The organism is Roseburia sp. 1XD42-69 (assembly GCF_003612565.1).
Classification (GTDB): Bacteria; Bacillota; Clostridia; order Lachnospirales; family Lachnospiraceae; genus Roseburia_B.
Genome location: NZ_RAZG01000038.1, coordinates 21,628 through 37,846, shown reverse-complemented (window position 1 = coordinate 37,846; position 16,219 = coordinate 21,628). Strand labels below are relative to the sequence as shown.

Sequence of the window (16,219 nt, the reverse complement as noted above, 5' to 3'; positions counted from 1 at the left end):
AAAAGTGGCATATCCCCAATAAATTCAAGGGATTCTGCCACTTTGTTTTTCTGTAACTGTCGAAGATGGGATTATATTAAAAACTGGTAAACTTTGCAATCGTCACTTAGTCCTATATTTTTATTGTAAACAAAAAAGTTCTTGACAACTAATCAATATTAGAATATACTAACAAAAGAAACAAAATAATTTGTATTCAGGGAAGGAGATAAAAATATGCCATTGTCTATGATGCGGGAAGGGGAAAAAAGCAGAATTAAAAAAGTAGGCGGCAAGGAGGAAACCCGGCGTTTTTTGGAGACCCTGGGATTTGTAGTGGGGGGATTTGTCACAGTGGTAAGCGCTATGGAGGGGAATATAATTGTGAATGTGAAAGATTCCCGGGTGGCCATTGGAAGGAATATGGCAAATAAAATTATTGTATAGCATTTTTGAAGCAGATGATATGGAAAGAGAAGGAGGAATTTTATGAAAACCTTGAGGGAAATTCCCTGCGGGGAAACCGTTACAGTGAAAAAGCTATCCGGCGCCGGCCCGGTAAAAAGGCGCATTATGGATATGGGAATAACAAAAGGTGTGGAGGTATTTGTGAGGAAAGTTGCACCTTTGGGGGACCCGGTGGAGATTACCGTGCGGGGATACGAACTGTCCCTTCGGAAAAAGGATGCGTCTATGATTGAAGTGGAGTAGGCTGATTTTTTTTACCCGATAGTTAGTTAAAGCTTACTACAGAAAGTCAAGACAAATAACTGTTAGTTATATTACGTTAAAAATTAGAGAAAAGAGGAGATAAATGATGTCAGTGAAAATTGCGTTGGCGGGTAACCCCAACTGTGGAAAGACTACTTTATTTAACGCCCTTACAGGCTCCAATCAATTTGTGGGCAACTGGCCGGGGGTTACTGTTGAGAAAAAGGAAGGAAAGTTAAAAGGCCATAAAGACGTGGTGATTGTAGATTTGCCGGGAATTTATTCCCTTTCCCCCTACACCTTAGAGGAGGTGGTTGCCAGGACATATCTGATCCAGGAAAGGCCGGATGTGATTTTAAACATTGTGGACGGGACGAATATTGAGAGAAACCTGTATCTGACCACTCAGTTACTGGAGCTTGGGATTCCCCTGGTGATGGCTGTAAACATGATGGATTTGGTGGAGAAAAAGGGGGATAAAATCCATATAGAGAAACTGGGAAAGGCTTTGGACTGCGAGGCAGTGGAAATTTCCGCCTTAAAGGGTACCGGTATTGAAAAGGCAGCGGAAAAGGCAGTTGCCCTGGCCCGGAAGAAAGCCCAGGCCCCGGTACATAAATTCGGGGAGGAGCTGGAAAAAGCTATTGCAGAGGTGGAACGGAAACTGGATTTGTCCGTTCCGGCAGAACAGAGGCGTTTCTTTGCCATTAAGGTTTTAGAGCAGGACAAAAAAATCGGGGAATTGCTCCCGAAACTGCCCAGGGCAGATAAGGAGATAAGAGCATTGGAAGAGGCTATGGACGACGATGCGGAGAGCATTATTACCAATGAGCGTTATCTTTATATTTCATCCCTTGTGGAAGATTGTGTGGCAAAGCAGGCCAGTGGGAGAACATTGACGGTATCGGATAAAATTGATAGAATTGTCACAAACCGAATTCTTGCCCTTCCCATATTTGCCGCAGTTATGTTTTTGGTATACTATGTGTCTGTGACCACCATAGGAACTATTGTAACAGACTGGACCAATGATGTGTTGTTCGGTGAAATAATTCCCCCGGCAGTGGAGTCAGGGCTTTCGGCAATCGGCTGTGCAGACTGGCTTTCCGGATTGATTTTAGACGGAATTGTGGCCGGGGTGGGGGCCGTTTTGGGATTTGTCCCCCAGATGCTGGTATTGTTCCTGTTTTTAGGGTTTTTGGAAGCCTGCGGATATATGGCCAGGGTAGCTTTTATTATGGACCGTATTTTCCGTAAATTTGGATTGTCCGGGAAATCCTTTATCCCCATGCTGATCGGAAGCGGCTGCGGAGTTCCAGGTATTATGGCAAGCCGTACCATAGAAAATGACAGGGACCGTAAAATGACTATTATGACCACCACATTTGTTCCCTGCGGGGCGAAACTTCCCATTATTGCATTAATAGCCGGGGCGTTTTTTGGCAATGGGGGCTGGGTGGCATGGAGCGCCTACTTTGTGGGAATCGGGGCTATTATCTGTTCTGGAATTATTTTGAAAAAAACAAAAATGTTTGCAGGGGAGCCGGCACCTTTTGTGATGGAACTGCCCGCCTACCATATGCCCACTGCAGAAAATATCCTGCGGAGTATGTGGGAGCGGGGCTGGTCCTTTATGAAAAAAGCGGGCACCATTATCCTTCTCTCCACCATTGTCCTGTGGTTTTTCATGAGTTTTGGGTGGGAAAACGGAACCTTTGGCATGGTGGAAGATTTAAATGCCAGTATATTGGCGGCCCTTGGAGGTATCATTGCCCCAATATTTGCCCCCCTTGGCTGGACTGAAGGAGGAGAGGGCTGGAAGATGTCAGTTGCAGCAATTACCGGGCTTATCGCAAAAGAAAATGTGGTGGCAGCTTTTGGTATGCTTTTCGGATTTGGGGAAGTGGCGGAGGACGGAGCGGAAATCTGGGGTTCCCTGGCATCCGTTATGACTGGTGCTGCCGCTTACGGGTTTTTAGTGTTTAATCTTTTGTGCGCCCCCTGTTTTGCGGCAATGGGAGCCATAAAAAGAGAAATGAATCATATCAAGTGGTTTTGGTTTGCCATTGGATATCAGACGGTTTTAGCTTATCTTACAGCCATGTGCATTTACCAGATAGGGACGTTTTTTTCAACGGGAGTTTTTGGATTTGGAACAGCGGCGGCCGTCATCTGTGGGGCAGGATTTTTCTATCTTTTGTTCCGGCCTTACCGGGAAAAGGGTAAACTGGAAATAGGCGTGACTATGGCAAAGTCCAGATAGGAGGCATGTATGGGTACTTTTGTAATAGGAATAATTTTGGCAGGAATCGTGGCGCTGATTATCCGCAGTATGATAAAGGATAAGAAAAGCGGAAAATCACAGTGCGGCGGGGACTGCAGCCATTGCAGGGGCTGTCACTGAGAAAAATCTGCATTTATAGCATTATTTTGCATAAATCCCAGCTGGTAAGGACAAAACTGTGTATAGGATATATCATACACTATTGGAAAGAAGGAACACTTATGTACTATGCCCTGGGTGAAGAGGGAATTCAAAAGGTAAAAAAAAGGGAGTGGGAAAGCCTGGAGGGAGGAGTTGGAATTTTTGATGAGGAGAGTTTTTTAAGTGAATTTTATCTCAAAGAAGATCACTCCATTCATCAAAATCCAGGGGCCGTGTTTTTCTGCAGATTAGAACACCATGCGAACTATCTCTTTTGTACCTTTCATATTCCCGTAAAGAAAAAAGAAAAACGTCAGTATGTGTTTAGCCTGTATCTTCTGCCCGGAAAACTGATATTTGTGGACGAGGGGGAGGTGGTGATGCCCGCCCTGGAAAAAATCAGGAAACGGGGGGAGGGAAAACCATATTCCCCGGACAAATTTCTGTCGGAATTCCTCATGTCTTTTATTGAGGAGGATACTTTATATGTGGCGGAATTAGAGCGCACTATCGCAGATATGGAGGAGATGGTTTTAAAGAAAGATACCGGGAATTTTACCTTTCAAATGCTGGGGCTGAAAAAAGAAATCTCCCGTTTTTACTGCTATTACGGGCAGATGATAAATTTGGGGGAAGCTTTGGCGGAGGACGGCTCGGACTATTTTAAGGAGAGGGAAGTGCGGGGATATCAGCTGTTTATGGAGAGGTGCCAGAGGCTGCAGCAGGAAATCCAGGTGCTCCGGGAATATGCCATGCAGGTACAGGATGTGTACCAGGCGGAAATTGAAATCCGCCAGAACAGCATCATGAAGCTTTTGACTATTGTTACGACTATTTTTCTGCCCCTCTCCCTGATTGCCGGGTGGTACGGCATGAATTTTGAATATATGCCAGAGCTGAAATGGATATACAGTTACCCTGTGGTAATTGGGGTGAGTGTGCTCATTGTGGTGGTGAGCCTTTGCTATTTTAAGAAGAAAAAGTTTTTTTAGATAAAACAAGTATCCCCACAAAAGAGACAATAAGTTCCGTGGCAGGGCAGGAAAGCCATATTCCAGTCATTCCCCAAAGCTGTGCCAGCAAAAAGGCGGCAGGCAGGATAAGAAAAAGTCCTCTGGACAGAGAAATTCCCTGGGCCGGAAGGGCTTTTTCCGTGGAGGTAAAAAAGGCGGAGAGAATAATGTTAAGCCCCGTAAAAGGGATGGAGGTAAAATAGAGTTTCATCCCAGTCACAGCGATAATCTGTAATTTTTCATTCCCCTCACTGTTAAAAACGGAAGCTATGGGCTCCACGGCACAAAAGAACAGAAGGTAAAGAAAGCCGGAGAGCAGAAATACAAAAGCTGCGGCGTAATTTAAAAGTCTCCGGATATCTTCTTTTTCCCCTATTCCATAGGAACGGCTCACAAGGGGCTGCAAGCCCTGGGCAATTCCGGTGAAAACGGCAGTTACAACCAGGGAGAGATTTGCCACGATTCCGTAGGCGGCGACCCCGGTATTGCCTAAAAGACCCAGGATTAAGGCGTTAAAGACAAGGATTACAACGCCGGAGGCAACCTCCGTAATCAGGGAAGGAACACCCAGGGAAAGGATACCTGCCAAAAATTTAGAGGAACAACGGGATTTTTCCAGGTGCAGGTGGTTCTTGCCGGAAATTTTGTGGCGGAGAAGTATGCACATGCTGATTACCGGGGCGCATCCCGTAGCCAAAACAGCTCCTAAAATTCCAAGTTCTAAAGGGAAGATTAAAATATAGTCCAGTAAAATGTTGGAAAAGCTCCCCGCAAGCATTGCCGCCATGGAAAGGCCCGGGTTTCCGTCGTTTCTCACAAAGCACACAAAGATGTCGTTAAATATAAAGGCGGGGGAAAAAAGTAAAATTATCCGAAGATATGTTTTTGTCATTTCAAAAACTTCACTGTCAGCGCCCAATGCAAGAGTAATTTTCCCAGAGAGAAATATGCCCGTTAGTATAAAAATCAGGGAGAGAATAAGGGCAGTTATAATTACATGGAAAAAACACCGGTTTCCCTGTCCAGTTTCTTTTTTCCCTCTGAAAATGGAATATTTAGTGGCGCCTCCCATGCCAAGCATCAGGCCGCATCCGTTTATAAAACTGTATATGGGAATGGCAAGGTTTAATGCGGTTAAACCCTTTGCACCCACTCCTTTCGAGATAAAGAAAGTGTCCGCTAAGATGTAGCAGGAAAGGCCAATCATGCCCAGGACATTTAGGGAGACATACCAGAAAAATTCTTTTAACAGTGTGTTTTTTTTCATATTCTTTCCTCTCTTCAAAAAAAGCGCCAAGCTTTCTATCTCCAAAGACCTAAGGATAGGAAGTTTGACGCCTGATCTCTTTACCCGGTGGCAAAGAGTACGTTTCTCTTATATTGATGTATCAGTGAAATTTATTTTACAATGATACATGGGGAAAGTCAAGAAAAATAATGGATTTAGCAGGATGCGGTCATGCCGTTCTGCTGTTTATATTTATAAATCATCTCCGCATGCTGCTGTTCCTGTGTCTGAATACGGTTTAACACTTTTCTCACATCGCTGGAGCCAAAGCGGAAAACGCCTGCGTTGTAATCACTGGATACCATTTTTTCGTTGCCGATACTGTCGGAACAAAGAATTTCATCATGCTGCTTGTCTCCCTGGTTGGAAGTGCTGTCATAGGCTGCTGCAGGGTGATAAGTGGAAGAATCCAGACGGCTTTCCGGCAGGGAGGGAATCTCACCTTCCATAAGTTTTCCCAGCACTCTGTAATGGTCCTGCTCATCCTTTGCAATCTGGGAAAACAGGTCTTTTAATCCCTGGTCTTTTGCGCTTGCAGCGCACAGGTTGTAGTGGTCCATGCAGATTTTTTCCTGGGTCTGCAGCTCTTTTAAGGCAGTGGTTTCTTTTTCAGTTAAAATCATAGTTGGTCTCCTTTTTAAAATATTCAATTTTTCTTCCCTCTTAGAATTTCCACTTTGGGAAAAATTATACATGCTTGATTTTACCGGAAAAAATTGTTACTATGGATAAAGAATATTTGGAAATTATAAATACGGGGGAAGACGCATGGAAGCGTACAGTGGATTTGCAGAGGTATATGACCTTTTTATGGACAATGTACCCTATGAAATATGGGGAGAGTATCTCTTAGACAGATTATTGGAGTATGGGATCAGGGACGGCCTTGTCCTGGACTTAGGCTGCGGAACCGGGAAAATGACCAGATTTTTGGCAAAGGAAGGCTATGATATGATTGGGGTGGATGTTTCCCAGGAAATGCTTGGCATTGCCGCAGAAAAGGAGTCGGAGGGGAAGCCCATTCTCTATCTCAACCAGGATATGCGGGAATTTGAGCTCTACGGCACGGTGCGGGCGGTGGTGTCTGTGTGCGACACCTTAAATTACCTTACGGAGCAGGAGGACTTGCTTTCCGTATTTAAGCTGGTAAATAATTATCTTGACCCCGGGGGGATTTTTATTTTTGATATGAATACCATTTATAAGTATGAAGTGGTGCTGGGGGAGAATACCATCTGCGAAAACAGGGAAGAATGTAGTTTTATATGGGAAAATTATTATGATAAAGAAAGCCGCATCAACGAGTATGACATGACCTTTTTTGTGAGGGATGAGGATAACCGGTATGAAAAATTTCAGGAAACCCACTACCAGAAAGGCTATGATTTAAAGGAAATCAGGGCGCTTCTTGAGATGGCGGGGCTGGAATTTGTGGCGTGTTTTGGGGAAGATACCCTGGAGTTTCCGAAAGAGGACTGCGAGAGGGCGTACTTTATTGCCAGGGAGTGCAAAAAAGCAGGAAGCAGAGGAGTCTGGAAATCAGAAATTGTAAATGCATAGAGAAAAGAGGATAAAAAATGTCAGATTACATGGTGAGGGCAACTGCGGCAGAAGGGCAGATAAGAATATTTGCAGTGACGGCAAAGGATTTGGTGGAGAGTGCAAAAAACCACCACAATACCAGCCCTGTGATGACTGCGGCCCTTGGGCGTCTGCTTATGGGAGGCGTTATGATGGGGGCTATGATGAAGGGGGAGAAGGATATCTTAACCATTCAGATCCAGTGCAGCGGGCCGGCAAAAGGGCTTATGGTTACATCGGATGCCCAGGGGCATGTAAAGGGGTACCCCTTTGTAAATGATGTTATCTTACCTGCCAATGACAAGGGAAAGCTTGATGTGGGACATGCTCTTGACCTTGGGGTAATGAGCGTTATCAAAGACATAGGGATGAAAGAGCCCTATGTGGGGCAAGTTGCCCTGCAGACAGGGGAGATAGGGGACGATTTAACCTATTATTTTGCTACATCGGAGCAGATTCCCTCTTCGGTTGGCCTTGGGGTTTTAATGAATAAAGATAATACGGTGAGAGCTGCCGGAGGATTTATCTTACAGCTCATGCCCTTTGCAAAAGAGGAGTTAATTGATGATATAGAAAAGAAAATAGAGTCATTGCAGTCGGTAACCTCCCTGATAGAAAAGGGGGAGACCCCGGAGGAGCTTTTAGGGGCGGTGCTTAAAGGGATAGAATTTGAAGTTACGGATACCCTTCCCGTAGAGTTTCGCTGCGACTGTTCCAAAGAGCGGATTTTAAAATCCCTTGCCACCCTTCCGGGAAAGGATTTGGATGATTTGATTTCGGGAGGAGAAGGCATTGAGGTGAAATGCCAGTTCTGCAATACGGCCTATCAGTTTGAAACGGAAGATTTAAAGGAGATTAGGAGTTGAGAGACGGATATATCAAAGCGGCTGCTGTTACCCCCAAGGTATCGGTGGCGGATACAAAATTTAATGTGGAAGAAATCTGTAGCAAAATAAAGGAGTGCGAAAACCAGGGGGCAAAAATTATGGTTTTTCCGGAACTTTGCATTACAGGGTACTCCTGCGGGGACTTGTTTTTCCAGGAACTTTTGTTAAAACAGGCTGCGGAGGGCCTTTACGACATAGCGGATTTCTCCAAAGACACAGAGGGAATTATCTTTGTGGGACTGCCGGTTTGTTACAGGGGAAAACTTTACAATGGGGCGGCAGGGCTTAGCCGTGGGGAAGTCTTAGGGATTGTGCCAAAGAGCCATATTCCCTTTTACAATGAATTTTATGAGGGGAGGCATTTTACACCGGGAGAGCAGTATTTCGGGGAGATTACCCTGATTCCCGGGAAAAAGCCGGTGCCTTTTGGAAGCGGCTGCCTTTTTGAGACAGAGGATATGCCGGGCCTTGTGATTGCCGCAGAAATCTGCGAGGATATCTGGTCGCCTATGCCACCCAGCATCAGCCACGCCCTGGCAGGGGCAAACGTGATTGTAAACCTTTCCGCAAGCGACGAGACAACGGGGAAAGATGTTTACCGCAGGGATTTGGTAAAGGGGCAGTCTGCAAGGCTGATCTGCGGCTATATCTACGCCAGCGCAGGGATTGACGAGTCCACCCAGGATTTGGTGTATTCCGGCCACAATATCATAGGGGAAAATGGAAACCTTTTGGCGGAATCCAGGCGCTTTTTAAATGAGACCATATACTCTGAACTGGATATCGGGAAGCTTTTGGAGGAACGCAGGAGAATGGGCACATTCTTCTTTTCCGGCAAAGAGGAAAAGGAACATGTTCCCATAAAGTTTTCTCTGAAAAATGAGGAGACGGAACTCACCCGTTTTATTGACCCTGCCCCCTTTGTCCCGAAAAATAAGGAGGAGAGGGAAAAACGCTGCGACGAGATTTTATCCATTCAGTCCATGGGGCTTCGCAAAAGGCTTGCCCACACCCACAGCAAATGCGCGGTGGTGGGAATTTCCGGGGGACTGGATTCCACCCTGGCCCTTTTAGTGACAGTCCGGGCTTTTGACAGCCTGGGACTTGACAGGAAAGGAATTAAAGCGGTTACCATGCCGGGATTTGGAACTACAGACAGGACATATCAGAATGCGGTATCCATGATAGAGTGCCTGGGAGCGGATTTTTTGGAGATTTCCATTAAAGCTGCGGTGGAGGTTCATTTTAAAGATATCGGCCATGATGCCAATGTCCATGATGTAACCTACGAAAACAGCCAGGCCAGGGAGCGCACACAGATTCTTATGGATGTGGCCAACCAATGCGGGGGACTGGTAATCGGCACCGGGGATATGTCGGAGCTTGCTTTGGGCTGGGCCACATATAACGGGGACCACATGTCCATGTACGGGGTAAATGCTTCTGTGCCAAAAACACTGGTGCGCCATTTGGTTCGGTATTATGCGGATACCTGCGGGGAGGAAAAGCTGGAAAAAGTACTTCTTGATGTTTTGGACACCCCGGTAAGCCCGGAACTTCTTCCTCCTTCAGAGGGTAAAATTTCCCAAAAGACGGAGGATATTGTAGGGCCCTATGAACTCCATGATTTCTTTTTATATTACATGCTCCGGTTTGGCTTTCCGCCCAAAAAGGTATTTCGCCTGGCAAGGCTGGCATTTTCCGGGTTGTATGAGGATAATGTGATTTTAAAGTGGCTTAAAAATTATTATACCAGGTTTTTTATGCAGCAGTTTAAACGTTCCTGCCTGCCCGACGGGCCCAAAGTGGGAACCATTGCAGTTTCCCCCAGGGGGGATTTGCGGATGCCCTCAGACGCCAGCGCAAGGTTGTGGTTAGATGAGATAGGGGAATTGGAGGAAGAATATGCAGTATCGTAAAGACAGAAAAGGAAATGATATGTCCGTGCTGGGATACGGGTGTATGCGTTTTACCAGAAAGGGAAACAGCATTGATATTGACAAGGCGGAAAAGGAAGTAATGTCCGCCTTAAAATCAGGTGTGAATTATTTTGATACGGCATATGTGTATCCCGGCAGCGAGGCGGCCCTGGGGGAGATTTTAAACAGGAATCACTGCAGAGAGCAGGTGTATATTGCCACAAAGCTCCCCCATTACCTGATAAAATCCATAGAAGGCGTGGAAAAGATGTTTCAGGAAGAACTGCGGCGTCTTAAGACAGATTATATTGATTACTATCTCATGCATATGCTCACAGATGTGGACACCTGGGAAAAATTGAAAAAGCTTGGAATTGTGGAGTGGATAGAGGAGAAAATGAATTCCGGGAAAATCAAAAATATCGGCTTTTCCTACCACGGAAATACGGCGGTGTTTCAACAGCTTGTGGATGTTTATGACTGGGATTTCTGCCAGATTCAGTATAATTACATGGACGAACATTCCCAGGCGGGAAGGGAAGGGTTAAAATATGCCCATGAAAAAGGGCTTCCCGTGATTATTATGGAGCCTTTAAGGGGAGGCAGGCTTGTAAACCTTCTGCCCCAAAGCGCAAAAAAACTTTTTGAAAAGGACGGGGAAAAAAGGACTCCTGCGGAATTGGCTTTTCGCTGGCTTTACAACCAGCCGGAGGTCACCTGCGTACTTTCCGGCATGAATTCCATGGAAATGGTGGAGGAAAACGTAAAGACAGCGGATAAAACTTTGCCGGGGTCTTTTACAAAATCCGACGAAGAATTGGTGGAGAAGGTAAAGGCGGAGATCGAAAAGACAGTCAAAGTGGGGTGTACCGGGTGCAGTTATTGCATGCCCTGTCCCATGGGGGTGGATATCCCGGTGACTTTCCGGTGCTACAATGAGATTTATTCGGAGACGAAAGGCGGGGCCAGGAGGGAGTACCTGCAGTGTACCGCTTTCAGGCAGAACCAGAGCAGCGCATCTTTCTGCATTCAGTGCGGTAAGTGTGAAAAACATTGTCCCCAGCACATTGAAATCCGCAAAGAGCTGAAAAACGCTGTGCGGGAATTAGAGCCTCTTCACTACAAGGCGGCAAGGAAAATTATTAAATTATTAAAATTATGGTAGAGACTGAATAATTTTACAAAAATTGGAAATTCTCCTAAAAGAAATAATTTTTAGGAGGATTTTATGAACAGGAAAAAAATATTTTTTTACATAACTTTGGCGTTAGTTTTCATTGCAGGGGCATATCAGTACCGGGTAAAGAGATTTCAGAGGGATATTTCCCAGGATATTTTACGCTTCCATGTCCTGGCAAACAGTGACAGCCAGGCGGACCAGTCCGTAAAATTAAAAGTCAGGGATGAAATCGGCAGATATATGAAGGGGAATATGGGGCAGGTGGAAAATTTGAAGGAATGTATTAAGGAGACGGAGGAAAAACTGCCGGAAATTACCCGGATTGCAGAGGAAGTCTTAAAGCGGGAGGGCTTTTCTTATCCGGCATCTGCCAGGGTGGGAACTGTGGACTTCCCCGAAAAACAATATGGATCCTATACATTTCCCGGGGGAAGTTATAAAGCCCTTCAAATTACCTTAGGGGAAGGGGAGGGGCACAACTGGTGGTGCGTGATGTACCCCAATATGTGTTTTGCAGGAAGCGTATATGAGGTCGTTGAGGAGGACGCCAAAAGGGAGCTTAAGGCGGTGCTCACACCGGAAGAATATGAGGAACTTATGGCGGAGAGCCAGATTTCCGTGAAATTTAAGTACTGGGAAAAGCTAAAAGAGTGGTGGAAATAGCCAGGAATGAGCAGGGGAGGAAAACATGACAAGGGATGTGTTAGTGACAATCAGCGGGCTGCAGGTGATGCAGCAGGAGTCTGGGGTAGAGCCGGTGGATTTGATAACTGCGGGAGACTACTATAAGAAAAACGATAAACACTACGTCATTTTTGATGAAGTGATGGAAGGGTTTGAGGGGGTCACAAAAAATATTATTAAAATATGCGAGGATTGTGTGGATATTACGAAAAAAGGATTTACCAATGTACATATGGTCTTTGAGAAGGATAAGCAGAATATGACATGTTATGAGACGCCTTTTGGCAGCCTTATGGTGGGAATCAATGCAAAATCCATTCAACTTTTGGAAAAGGAAAACGATATTTCCCTGGATTTGGAGTATTCTCTGGAAGTCAACTGTGAGCATTTGGCGGACTGTACCATAAAAATGGAGATTCAGTCCAAAGAGGGAGGAGACTTTCGGATTTGTTCTTAAAAAAATAATTGCCAGCCCTGTAAGTATAAAAGGACTGGCAAAATTTTATTATTTCTTTTTCTTATTTTTCTGCTGTTCTGCTTTTTCCTTCTCCAGGGCCTCGCTGGTTTCCTTATACTTGCTGCGAAGCTTGTCCCGGAAACTTTTTTTCTTTGGGGCTGCCTGGGCAATGGAGCCGTGGAGCCCTTTTACGGAAGTGATATACAGGCCGCTGACAGTGGCTTTTACTTCCTTTTTAACAGGAATGGAATCAAATATGGATGCCTCGCAGATAAAGGACATAACCTTGGGGCCCACCTTTGCCTTTACAATGGGCAGCTTGGAACGGCGCATAAGCTTGGGCATCTGGTTTACCACTGAGGCGGGGAAACCGGCTTCGGTAATCTTTAGCTTTTTCTTATCGATAACCAGCATGGAAACTGACTGGGCGGCAGCGGCGATTTGTTCGTCCTGCTGGGCCTTCTTTTTCTCTGCCTTTTTTCCCAGGAAATATAAAACTACGAGAACGGCTACCATGACGATAGCGATAATCAGCAATACAATCGTTACTTTTGACACGACATAATCCTCCCTTACTTTTAACAACTGCAAATTATTTTAACATTAAATTGGAGAAAAAGCAACTGGATTAGCTTTTCGTAATAAAATTTAGAAAATGAAAAATCAATGTCTTTTTTATAGACTTTTTGTTGTGAATGTGGTATATTTTTATTATACTTAAAAGAAAGATTCTTATAACATATTTGGAGAGGATGATGGCTGGTGTTTTTAGTAAAGTCTTTTTGCACGTCAGTATAGAGAAGCGGAGTAACCATAAAAGGAGAGAAATTATGATGGAAAATAATGAATTGCTGCAAGCTATATCAAATATGATGGATCAGAAACTGGATCCCGTAAAAAATGAAATCCAGGATATGAAAGGCGAAATCCAAACCATAAAAGGTGAGGTTCAAACCATGAAAGGCGAAATCCAAACCATAAAAGGTGAGGTTCAAACCATGAAAGGCGAAATCCAAACCATAAAAGGTGAGGTTCAAACCATGAAAGGCGAAATCCAAACCATAAAAGGTGAGGTTCAAACCATGAAAGGTGAAATCCAAGATATGAAAGGCGAGATCCAGGATATGAAAGGTGAAATCCAGGATATGAAAGGTGAAATCCAAACCATAAAAGAGGATCAGGCTGCAATGAAGAGTGAGTTGCAAATGCAGATAAAACGTACGGAACAGAACTTAAGAACAGAAATCAGAGAAAGTGAAAATCTTATTTTACAGGAAGTTTCACGTGTGCATCACATATTAAATGACCATATAGGGAACCAAAATGTGCATACGGCATAATTCCCTTAATTTTTCCTGCTTGTAAGTATAAATGAGTGTAAAGTCTGTTATTATAAAGGCTTTACATTTTTTATTTATGAAACGACTTTTATTTTTCACAATTATGTGATATGGTAATACTATTGTCCGCACTGTACCTTATACCGTGCGTAATTGTGAAAGTTGAGGTAAATATTATGAAAAAAAAGATCGTATTGTTACTTTTATGTATGATTTGCATTGTTCCTGCCGGATGCGGCAAGGAATCTTCCGATAAAAATGCAGTGGAGGGAACCGAGACGGCGGGGGAAAAATCAAGTATGAAAAGTACGGATATCAAGTACGATGTCAATGACTATGTGACCCTGGGAGATTATAAGGATGTGGAAGTCACCATTGGAAGCGAGTCTGATTATGAAGTGACAGAAGACAAAATAAACGACTATGCGGCCCAGATGATTTCTTATTACTGCCCTTACGTAAAGGATGACACGAAGACACAGGTAGGGGAAAATGATATTGTAGACGTGGACTATGTGGGGAAAAAAGACGGGGAGGCTTTTGATGGCGGAAGTGCAGAGCATCAGATCATTGATGTGGCAAAAAACAGCGATGCCGTCAGGGGTACAGGCTATATTGAAGGCTTTACTGACGGGTTAAAGGGAGCAAAAGTTGGGGAAACTGTAGATTGTAATGTGACTTTTCCTGAGAATTATCAATCCGAGGAATTAGCCGGGCAGGAGGTGACGTTTACCTTTACAGTTAATTCAGTGCAAAAGCCTATGACTCTTGATGAAATGGATGATGCCGCAGCCAAAGAGTATTTTGAAACAGACACAAAAGATGCTTTTATGGAGAATGTTAAAAAGGTATTGGAGAGCCAGACGGAGAATACCAGACAGTCGGACATCCGCATGAAAGTCATTGATGCAGTCACAGAAAAATGTGAGATAAAAGAACTTCCGGAAGGTCTTTTGGATGCCAGGGTTGAGGAGTATATTGCCGGATTTGAAAAGACATACTGTACAAACGGCACCACATTGGAGGAATATGTGACAAATTCCGGTTCCACTTTGGAAGAGTTCCGAAAAGAGATTACGGACAATATGACGAATAATATCAAACAGGAAATGGTATTTGAGGCAATTGCAGAGAAAGAAAATATTGAGTTTAATGAGGAGGAGTACAACAACTATGTGAATAACCTGGTACAAAACGGAGGCTTTAAAGATGTGGACACTGTGTATGAGACTTATGGGGCAGACAAAGAATCAGGGGAAAAATATATAAGAAAAGTATATTTACAAAATAAAGCGTGCCAGAAAATAGCAGACGGCGCAAAAGTAAACTATGGAGAAAAGGAGAACAGTTAAAATGGAACTTGTAAACATTCGGGATTTGTACCGCAGGAAAGAGGAATATCTGGAAAAAGATATTTCCATTGGAGGATGGGTGAGGAGCATTAGAAGCTCAAAGGCATTTGGCTTTATTGTGGTAAATGACGGGACTTTCTTTGAACCCTTACAGGTGGTTTATCACGATGCCCTCCCTAATTTTGAGGCGGTGGAAAAATTAAATGTAGGAGCGGCGATTATTATTTCCGGAAAACTGGTGGCAACTCCTCAGGCAAAACAGCCCTTTGAGATTCAGGCGGATGAAGTGGTAATTGAGGGGGAAAGCGCCCCAGATTATCCCCTGCAGAAAAAGCGCCACAGTTTTGAATATTTGAGAAGCATTTCCCATTTAAGGCCCAGAACAAACACCTTTGAGGCGGTATTCCGCGTGCGTTCCCTTATCGCCTACGCCATTCATAAGTTTTTCCAGGAGAGGGACTTTGTCTATGTGCACACTCCGCTGATAACCGGAAGCGACTGCGAGGGGGCAGGGGAAATGTTTCAGGTGACTACACTGGATTTAAAGGATGTTCCCAAAGACAAAGAGGGAGGTGTGGACTTCTCCCAGGACTTTTTCGGAAAACCTACAAATCTAACAGTGAGCGGCCAGCTAAACGGCGAAACTTACGCTATGGCATTTAAAAACATCTATACGTTCGGCCCCACGTTTCGGGCGGAAAATTCCAATACCACCAGGCATGCGGCGGAGTTTTGGATGATTGAGCCGGAGATTGCCTTTGCAGACTTAAATGACGATATGATTTTAGCGGAGAGCATGTTAAAATATATTATCAATTATGTGCTGGAGCACGCCCCGGAGGAGATGCAGTTTTTCAATAGTTTTGTGGATAAGGGACTGATTGAAAGGCTTACCCATGTGGCAAATTCTGAGTTTGCCAGAGTGACCTACACAGAGGCCGTGGAGATTCTGGAGAAAAACAATGACAATTTTGAGTACAAAGTTTCCTGGGGGGCTGATTTGCAGACAGAGCATGAGAGGTACCTCACAGAGGAAGTGTTTAAGCGCCCGGTATTTGTCACGGATTATCCCAAGGAAATCAAGGCTTTCTATATGAAACTCAACGAGGACGGGAAGACCGTTGCGGCCGTGGACTGCCTGGTTCCCCAGATTGGGGAGATTATCGGGGGAAGCCAGAGAGAGGACGATTACGATAAACTGGTGGCAAGAATGAGGGAGCTTAACTTAAAGGAAGAGGATTATGGTTTCTATCTGGACTTGCGGAAATACGGCACGGCGAGACATGCAGGGTTTGGACTGGGATTTGAGCGATGCGTCATGTATTTGACAGGAATGTCTAATATCCGTGACGTGGTTCCCTTCCCCAGAACCGTAAATAACTGTGAATTGTAGGAGAAAGAAA

The 16,219-nt window shown here is 44.5% G+C and carries 17 protein-coding genes; 14 read left to right on the top strand and 3 right to left on the bottom strand.

The window, feature by feature from the left end; genetic code table 11:
- The first annotated feature begins 216 nt into the window (after positions 1–216).
- From D7Y06_RS15905 to D7Y06_RS15885, 5 genes are all read left to right on the top strand, one after another.
- Positions 217–426: a FeoA family protein gene (locus D7Y06_RS15905; protein WP_120408738.1), complete on the top strand. Its 210-nt coding sequence runs from the start codon at positions 217–219 to the stop codon at positions 424–426.
- Positions 427–468: 42 nt separating this feature from the next.
- Complete coding sequence (locus D7Y06_RS15900; protein WP_120408737.1) at positions 469–690, top strand: FeoA family protein; 222 nt, start codon at positions 469–471, stop codon at positions 688–690.
- A gap of 106 nt (positions 691–796) precedes the next feature.
- Entirely contained in the window at positions 797–2,953 is a 2,157-nt protein-coding gene (gene feoB, locus D7Y06_RS15895) for a ferrous iron transport protein B (protein WP_120408736.1), read from the top strand.
- Between the two features lie 9 nt (positions 2,954–2,962).
- Complete coding sequence (locus tag D7Y06_RS15890) at positions 2,963–3,094, top strand: FeoB-associated Cys-rich membrane protein (protein ID WP_120408735.1); 132 nt, start codon at positions 2,963–2,965, stop codon at positions 3,092–3,094.
- A gap of 101 nt (positions 3,095–3,195) precedes the next feature.
- Positions 3,196–4,107 (top strand): magnesium transporter CorA family protein, encoded by a 912-nt coding sequence (locus tag D7Y06_RS15885; RefSeq protein ID WP_147415691.1) that lies wholly within the window; start codon positions 3,196–3,198, stop codon positions 4,105–4,107.
- On the opposite strand, the gene D7Y06_RS15880 is transcribed toward D7Y06_RS15885, so the two are convergent.
- Positions 4,085–5,395, bottom strand: coding sequence for an MATE family efflux transporter (locus D7Y06_RS15880; RefSeq protein ID WP_120408740.1), 1,311 nt, complete (start codon positions 5,393–5,395; stop codon positions 4,085–4,087). The two genes, D7Y06_RS15885 and D7Y06_RS15880, sit on opposite strands and share 23 nt — an antisense overlap.
- Before the next feature lie 176 nt (positions 5,396–5,571).
- Positions 5,572–6,111: a spore coat protein gene (locus tag D7Y06_RS15875; protein ID WP_120408733.1), complete on the bottom strand. Its 540-nt coding sequence runs from the start codon at positions 6,109–6,111 to the stop codon at positions 5,572–5,574.
- Positions 6,112–6,184: 73 nt separating this feature from the next.
- Here D7Y06_RS15875 and D7Y06_RS15870 point away from each other — a divergent pair, with 73 nt between their 5' ends.
- The 6 genes from D7Y06_RS15870 (at position 6,185) to D7Y06_RS15845 (ending at position 12,124) form a co-directional block, all read left to right on the top strand.
- Positions 6,185–6,976, top strand: a complete 792-nt coding sequence (locus D7Y06_RS15870; RefSeq protein WP_120408732.1) for a class I SAM-dependent DNA methyltransferase — start codon at positions 6,185–6,187, stop codon at positions 6,974–6,976.
- 17 nt (positions 6,977–6,993) lie between these two features.
- The gene (gene hslO / locus D7Y06_RS15865; RefSeq protein WP_120408731.1) at positions 6,994–7,863 is read left to right on the top strand and encodes an Hsp33 family molecular chaperone HslO; all 870 of its coding nucleotides are present in this window, start codon (positions 6,994–6,996) and stop codon (positions 7,861–7,863) included.
- Entirely contained in the window at positions 7,860–9,803 is a 1,944-nt protein-coding gene (locus D7Y06_RS15860; RefSeq protein WP_120408730.1) for an NAD(+) synthase, read from the top strand. The genes hslO and D7Y06_RS15860 overlap by 4 nt, the downstream gene beginning before the upstream one ends.
- A complete protein-coding gene (locus tag D7Y06_RS15855; protein WP_120408729.1) occupies positions 9,790–10,968 on the top strand; it encodes an aldo/keto reductase in 1,179 nt (392 codons plus the stop codon). The genes D7Y06_RS15860 and D7Y06_RS15855 overlap by 14 nt, the downstream gene beginning before the upstream one ends.
- A gap of 63 nt (positions 10,969–11,031) precedes the next feature.
- A complete protein-coding gene (gene spoIIR / locus D7Y06_RS15850) occupies positions 11,032–11,646 on the top strand; it encodes a stage II sporulation protein R (protein ID WP_120408728.1) in 615 nt (204 codons plus the stop codon).
- Positions 11,647–11,671: 25 nt separating this feature from the next.
- Positions 11,672–12,124, top strand: coding sequence for a DUF1934 domain-containing protein (locus tag D7Y06_RS15845; protein ID WP_120408727.1), 453 nt, complete (start codon positions 11,672–11,674; stop codon positions 12,122–12,124).
- 48 nt (positions 12,125–12,172) lie between these two features.
- On the opposite strand, the gene D7Y06_RS15840 is transcribed toward D7Y06_RS15845, so the two are convergent.
- Positions 12,173–12,682 carry a hypothetical protein gene (locus D7Y06_RS15840; RefSeq protein ID WP_120408726.1) on the bottom strand — a complete coding sequence of 170 codons (510 nt, stop codon included), beginning with the start codon at positions 12,680–12,682 and terminating at the stop codon, positions 12,173–12,175.
- Between the two features lie 272 nt (positions 12,683–12,954).
- Here D7Y06_RS15840 and D7Y06_RS15835 point away from each other — a divergent pair, with 272 nt between their 5' ends.
- The 3 genes from D7Y06_RS15835 to asnS all read left to right on the top strand — a co-directional run bounded on the left by D7Y06_RS15835 (position 12,955) and on the right by asnS (position 16,209).
- Positions 12,955–13,464, top strand: coding sequence for a hypothetical protein (locus D7Y06_RS15835; protein WP_158591387.1), 510 nt, complete (start codon positions 12,955–12,957; stop codon positions 13,462–13,464).
- Between the two features lie 176 nt (positions 13,465–13,640).
- Positions 13,641–14,816: a trigger factor gene (gene tig, locus D7Y06_RS15830; protein WP_158591386.1), complete on the top strand. Its 1,176-nt coding sequence runs from the start codon at positions 13,641–13,643 to the stop codon at positions 14,814–14,816.
- A 1-nt stretch (position 14,817) separates the two neighbouring features.
- Positions 14,818–16,209, top strand: coding sequence for an asparagine--tRNA ligase (gene asnS, locus D7Y06_RS15825; protein ID WP_120408723.1), 1,392 nt, complete (start codon positions 14,818–14,820; stop codon positions 16,207–16,209).
- Positions 16,210–16,219 lie beyond the last annotated feature (10 nt).

What these genes read in the sequence shown, in the direction of transcription:
- asnS (WP_120408723.1), top strand. Translation starts at nt 14,818, where the DNA reads ATGGAACTTGTAAACATTCGGGATTTGTACCGCAGGAAAGAGGAATAT.
- spoIIR (WP_120408728.1), top strand. Translation starts at nt 11,032, where the DNA reads ATGAACAGGAAAAAAATATTTTTTTACATAACTTTGGCGTTAGTTTTC.
- D7Y06_RS15875 (WP_120408733.1), bottom strand. Translation starts at nt 6,111, where the DNA reads ATGTATAATTTTTCCCAAAGTGGAAATTCTAAGAGGGAAGAAAAATTG.
- D7Y06_RS15900 (WP_120408737.1), top strand. Translation starts at nt 469, where the DNA reads ATGAAAACCTTGAGGGAAATTCCCTGCGGGGAAACCGTTACAGTGAAA.
- D7Y06_RS15870 (WP_120408732.1), top strand. Translation starts at nt 6,185, where the DNA reads ATGGAAGCGTACAGTGGATTTGCAGAGGTATATGACCTTTTTATGGAC.
- D7Y06_RS15905 (WP_120408738.1), top strand. Translation starts at nt 217, where the DNA reads ATGCCATTGTCTATGATGCGGGAAGGGGAAAAAAGCAGAATTAAAAAA.
- D7Y06_RS15880 (WP_120408740.1), bottom strand. Translation starts at nt 5,395, where the DNA reads ATGAAAAAAAACACACTGTTAAAAGAATTTTTCTGGTATGTCTCCCTA.
- tig (WP_158591386.1), top strand. Translation starts at nt 13,641, where the DNA reads ATGAAAAAAAAGATCGTATTGTTACTTTTATGTATGATTTGCATTGTT.
- feoB (WP_120408736.1), top strand. Translation starts at nt 797, where the DNA reads ATGTCAGTGAAAATTGCGTTGGCGGGTAACCCCAACTGTGGAAAGACT.
- D7Y06_RS15835 (WP_158591387.1), top strand. Translation starts at nt 12,955, where the DNA reads ATGATGGAAAATAATGAATTGCTGCAAGCTATATCAAATATGATGGAT.
- D7Y06_RS15885 (WP_147415691.1), top strand. Translation starts at nt 3,196, where the DNA reads ATGTACTATGCCCTGGGTGAAGAGGGAATTCAAAAGGTAAAAAAAAGG.
- hslO (WP_120408731.1), top strand. Translation starts at nt 6,994, where the DNA reads ATGTCAGATTACATGGTGAGGGCAACTGCGGCAGAAGGGCAGATAAGA.
- D7Y06_RS15855 (WP_120408729.1), top strand. Translation starts at nt 9,790, where the DNA reads ATGCAGTATCGTAAAGACAGAAAAGGAAATGATATGTCCGTGCTGGGA.
- D7Y06_RS15890 (WP_120408735.1), top strand. Translation starts at nt 2,963, where the DNA reads ATGGGTACTTTTGTAATAGGAATAATTTTGGCAGGAATCGTGGCGCTG.
- D7Y06_RS15845 (WP_120408727.1), top strand. Translation starts at nt 11,672, where the DNA reads ATGACAAGGGATGTGTTAGTGACAATCAGCGGGCTGCAGGTGATGCAG.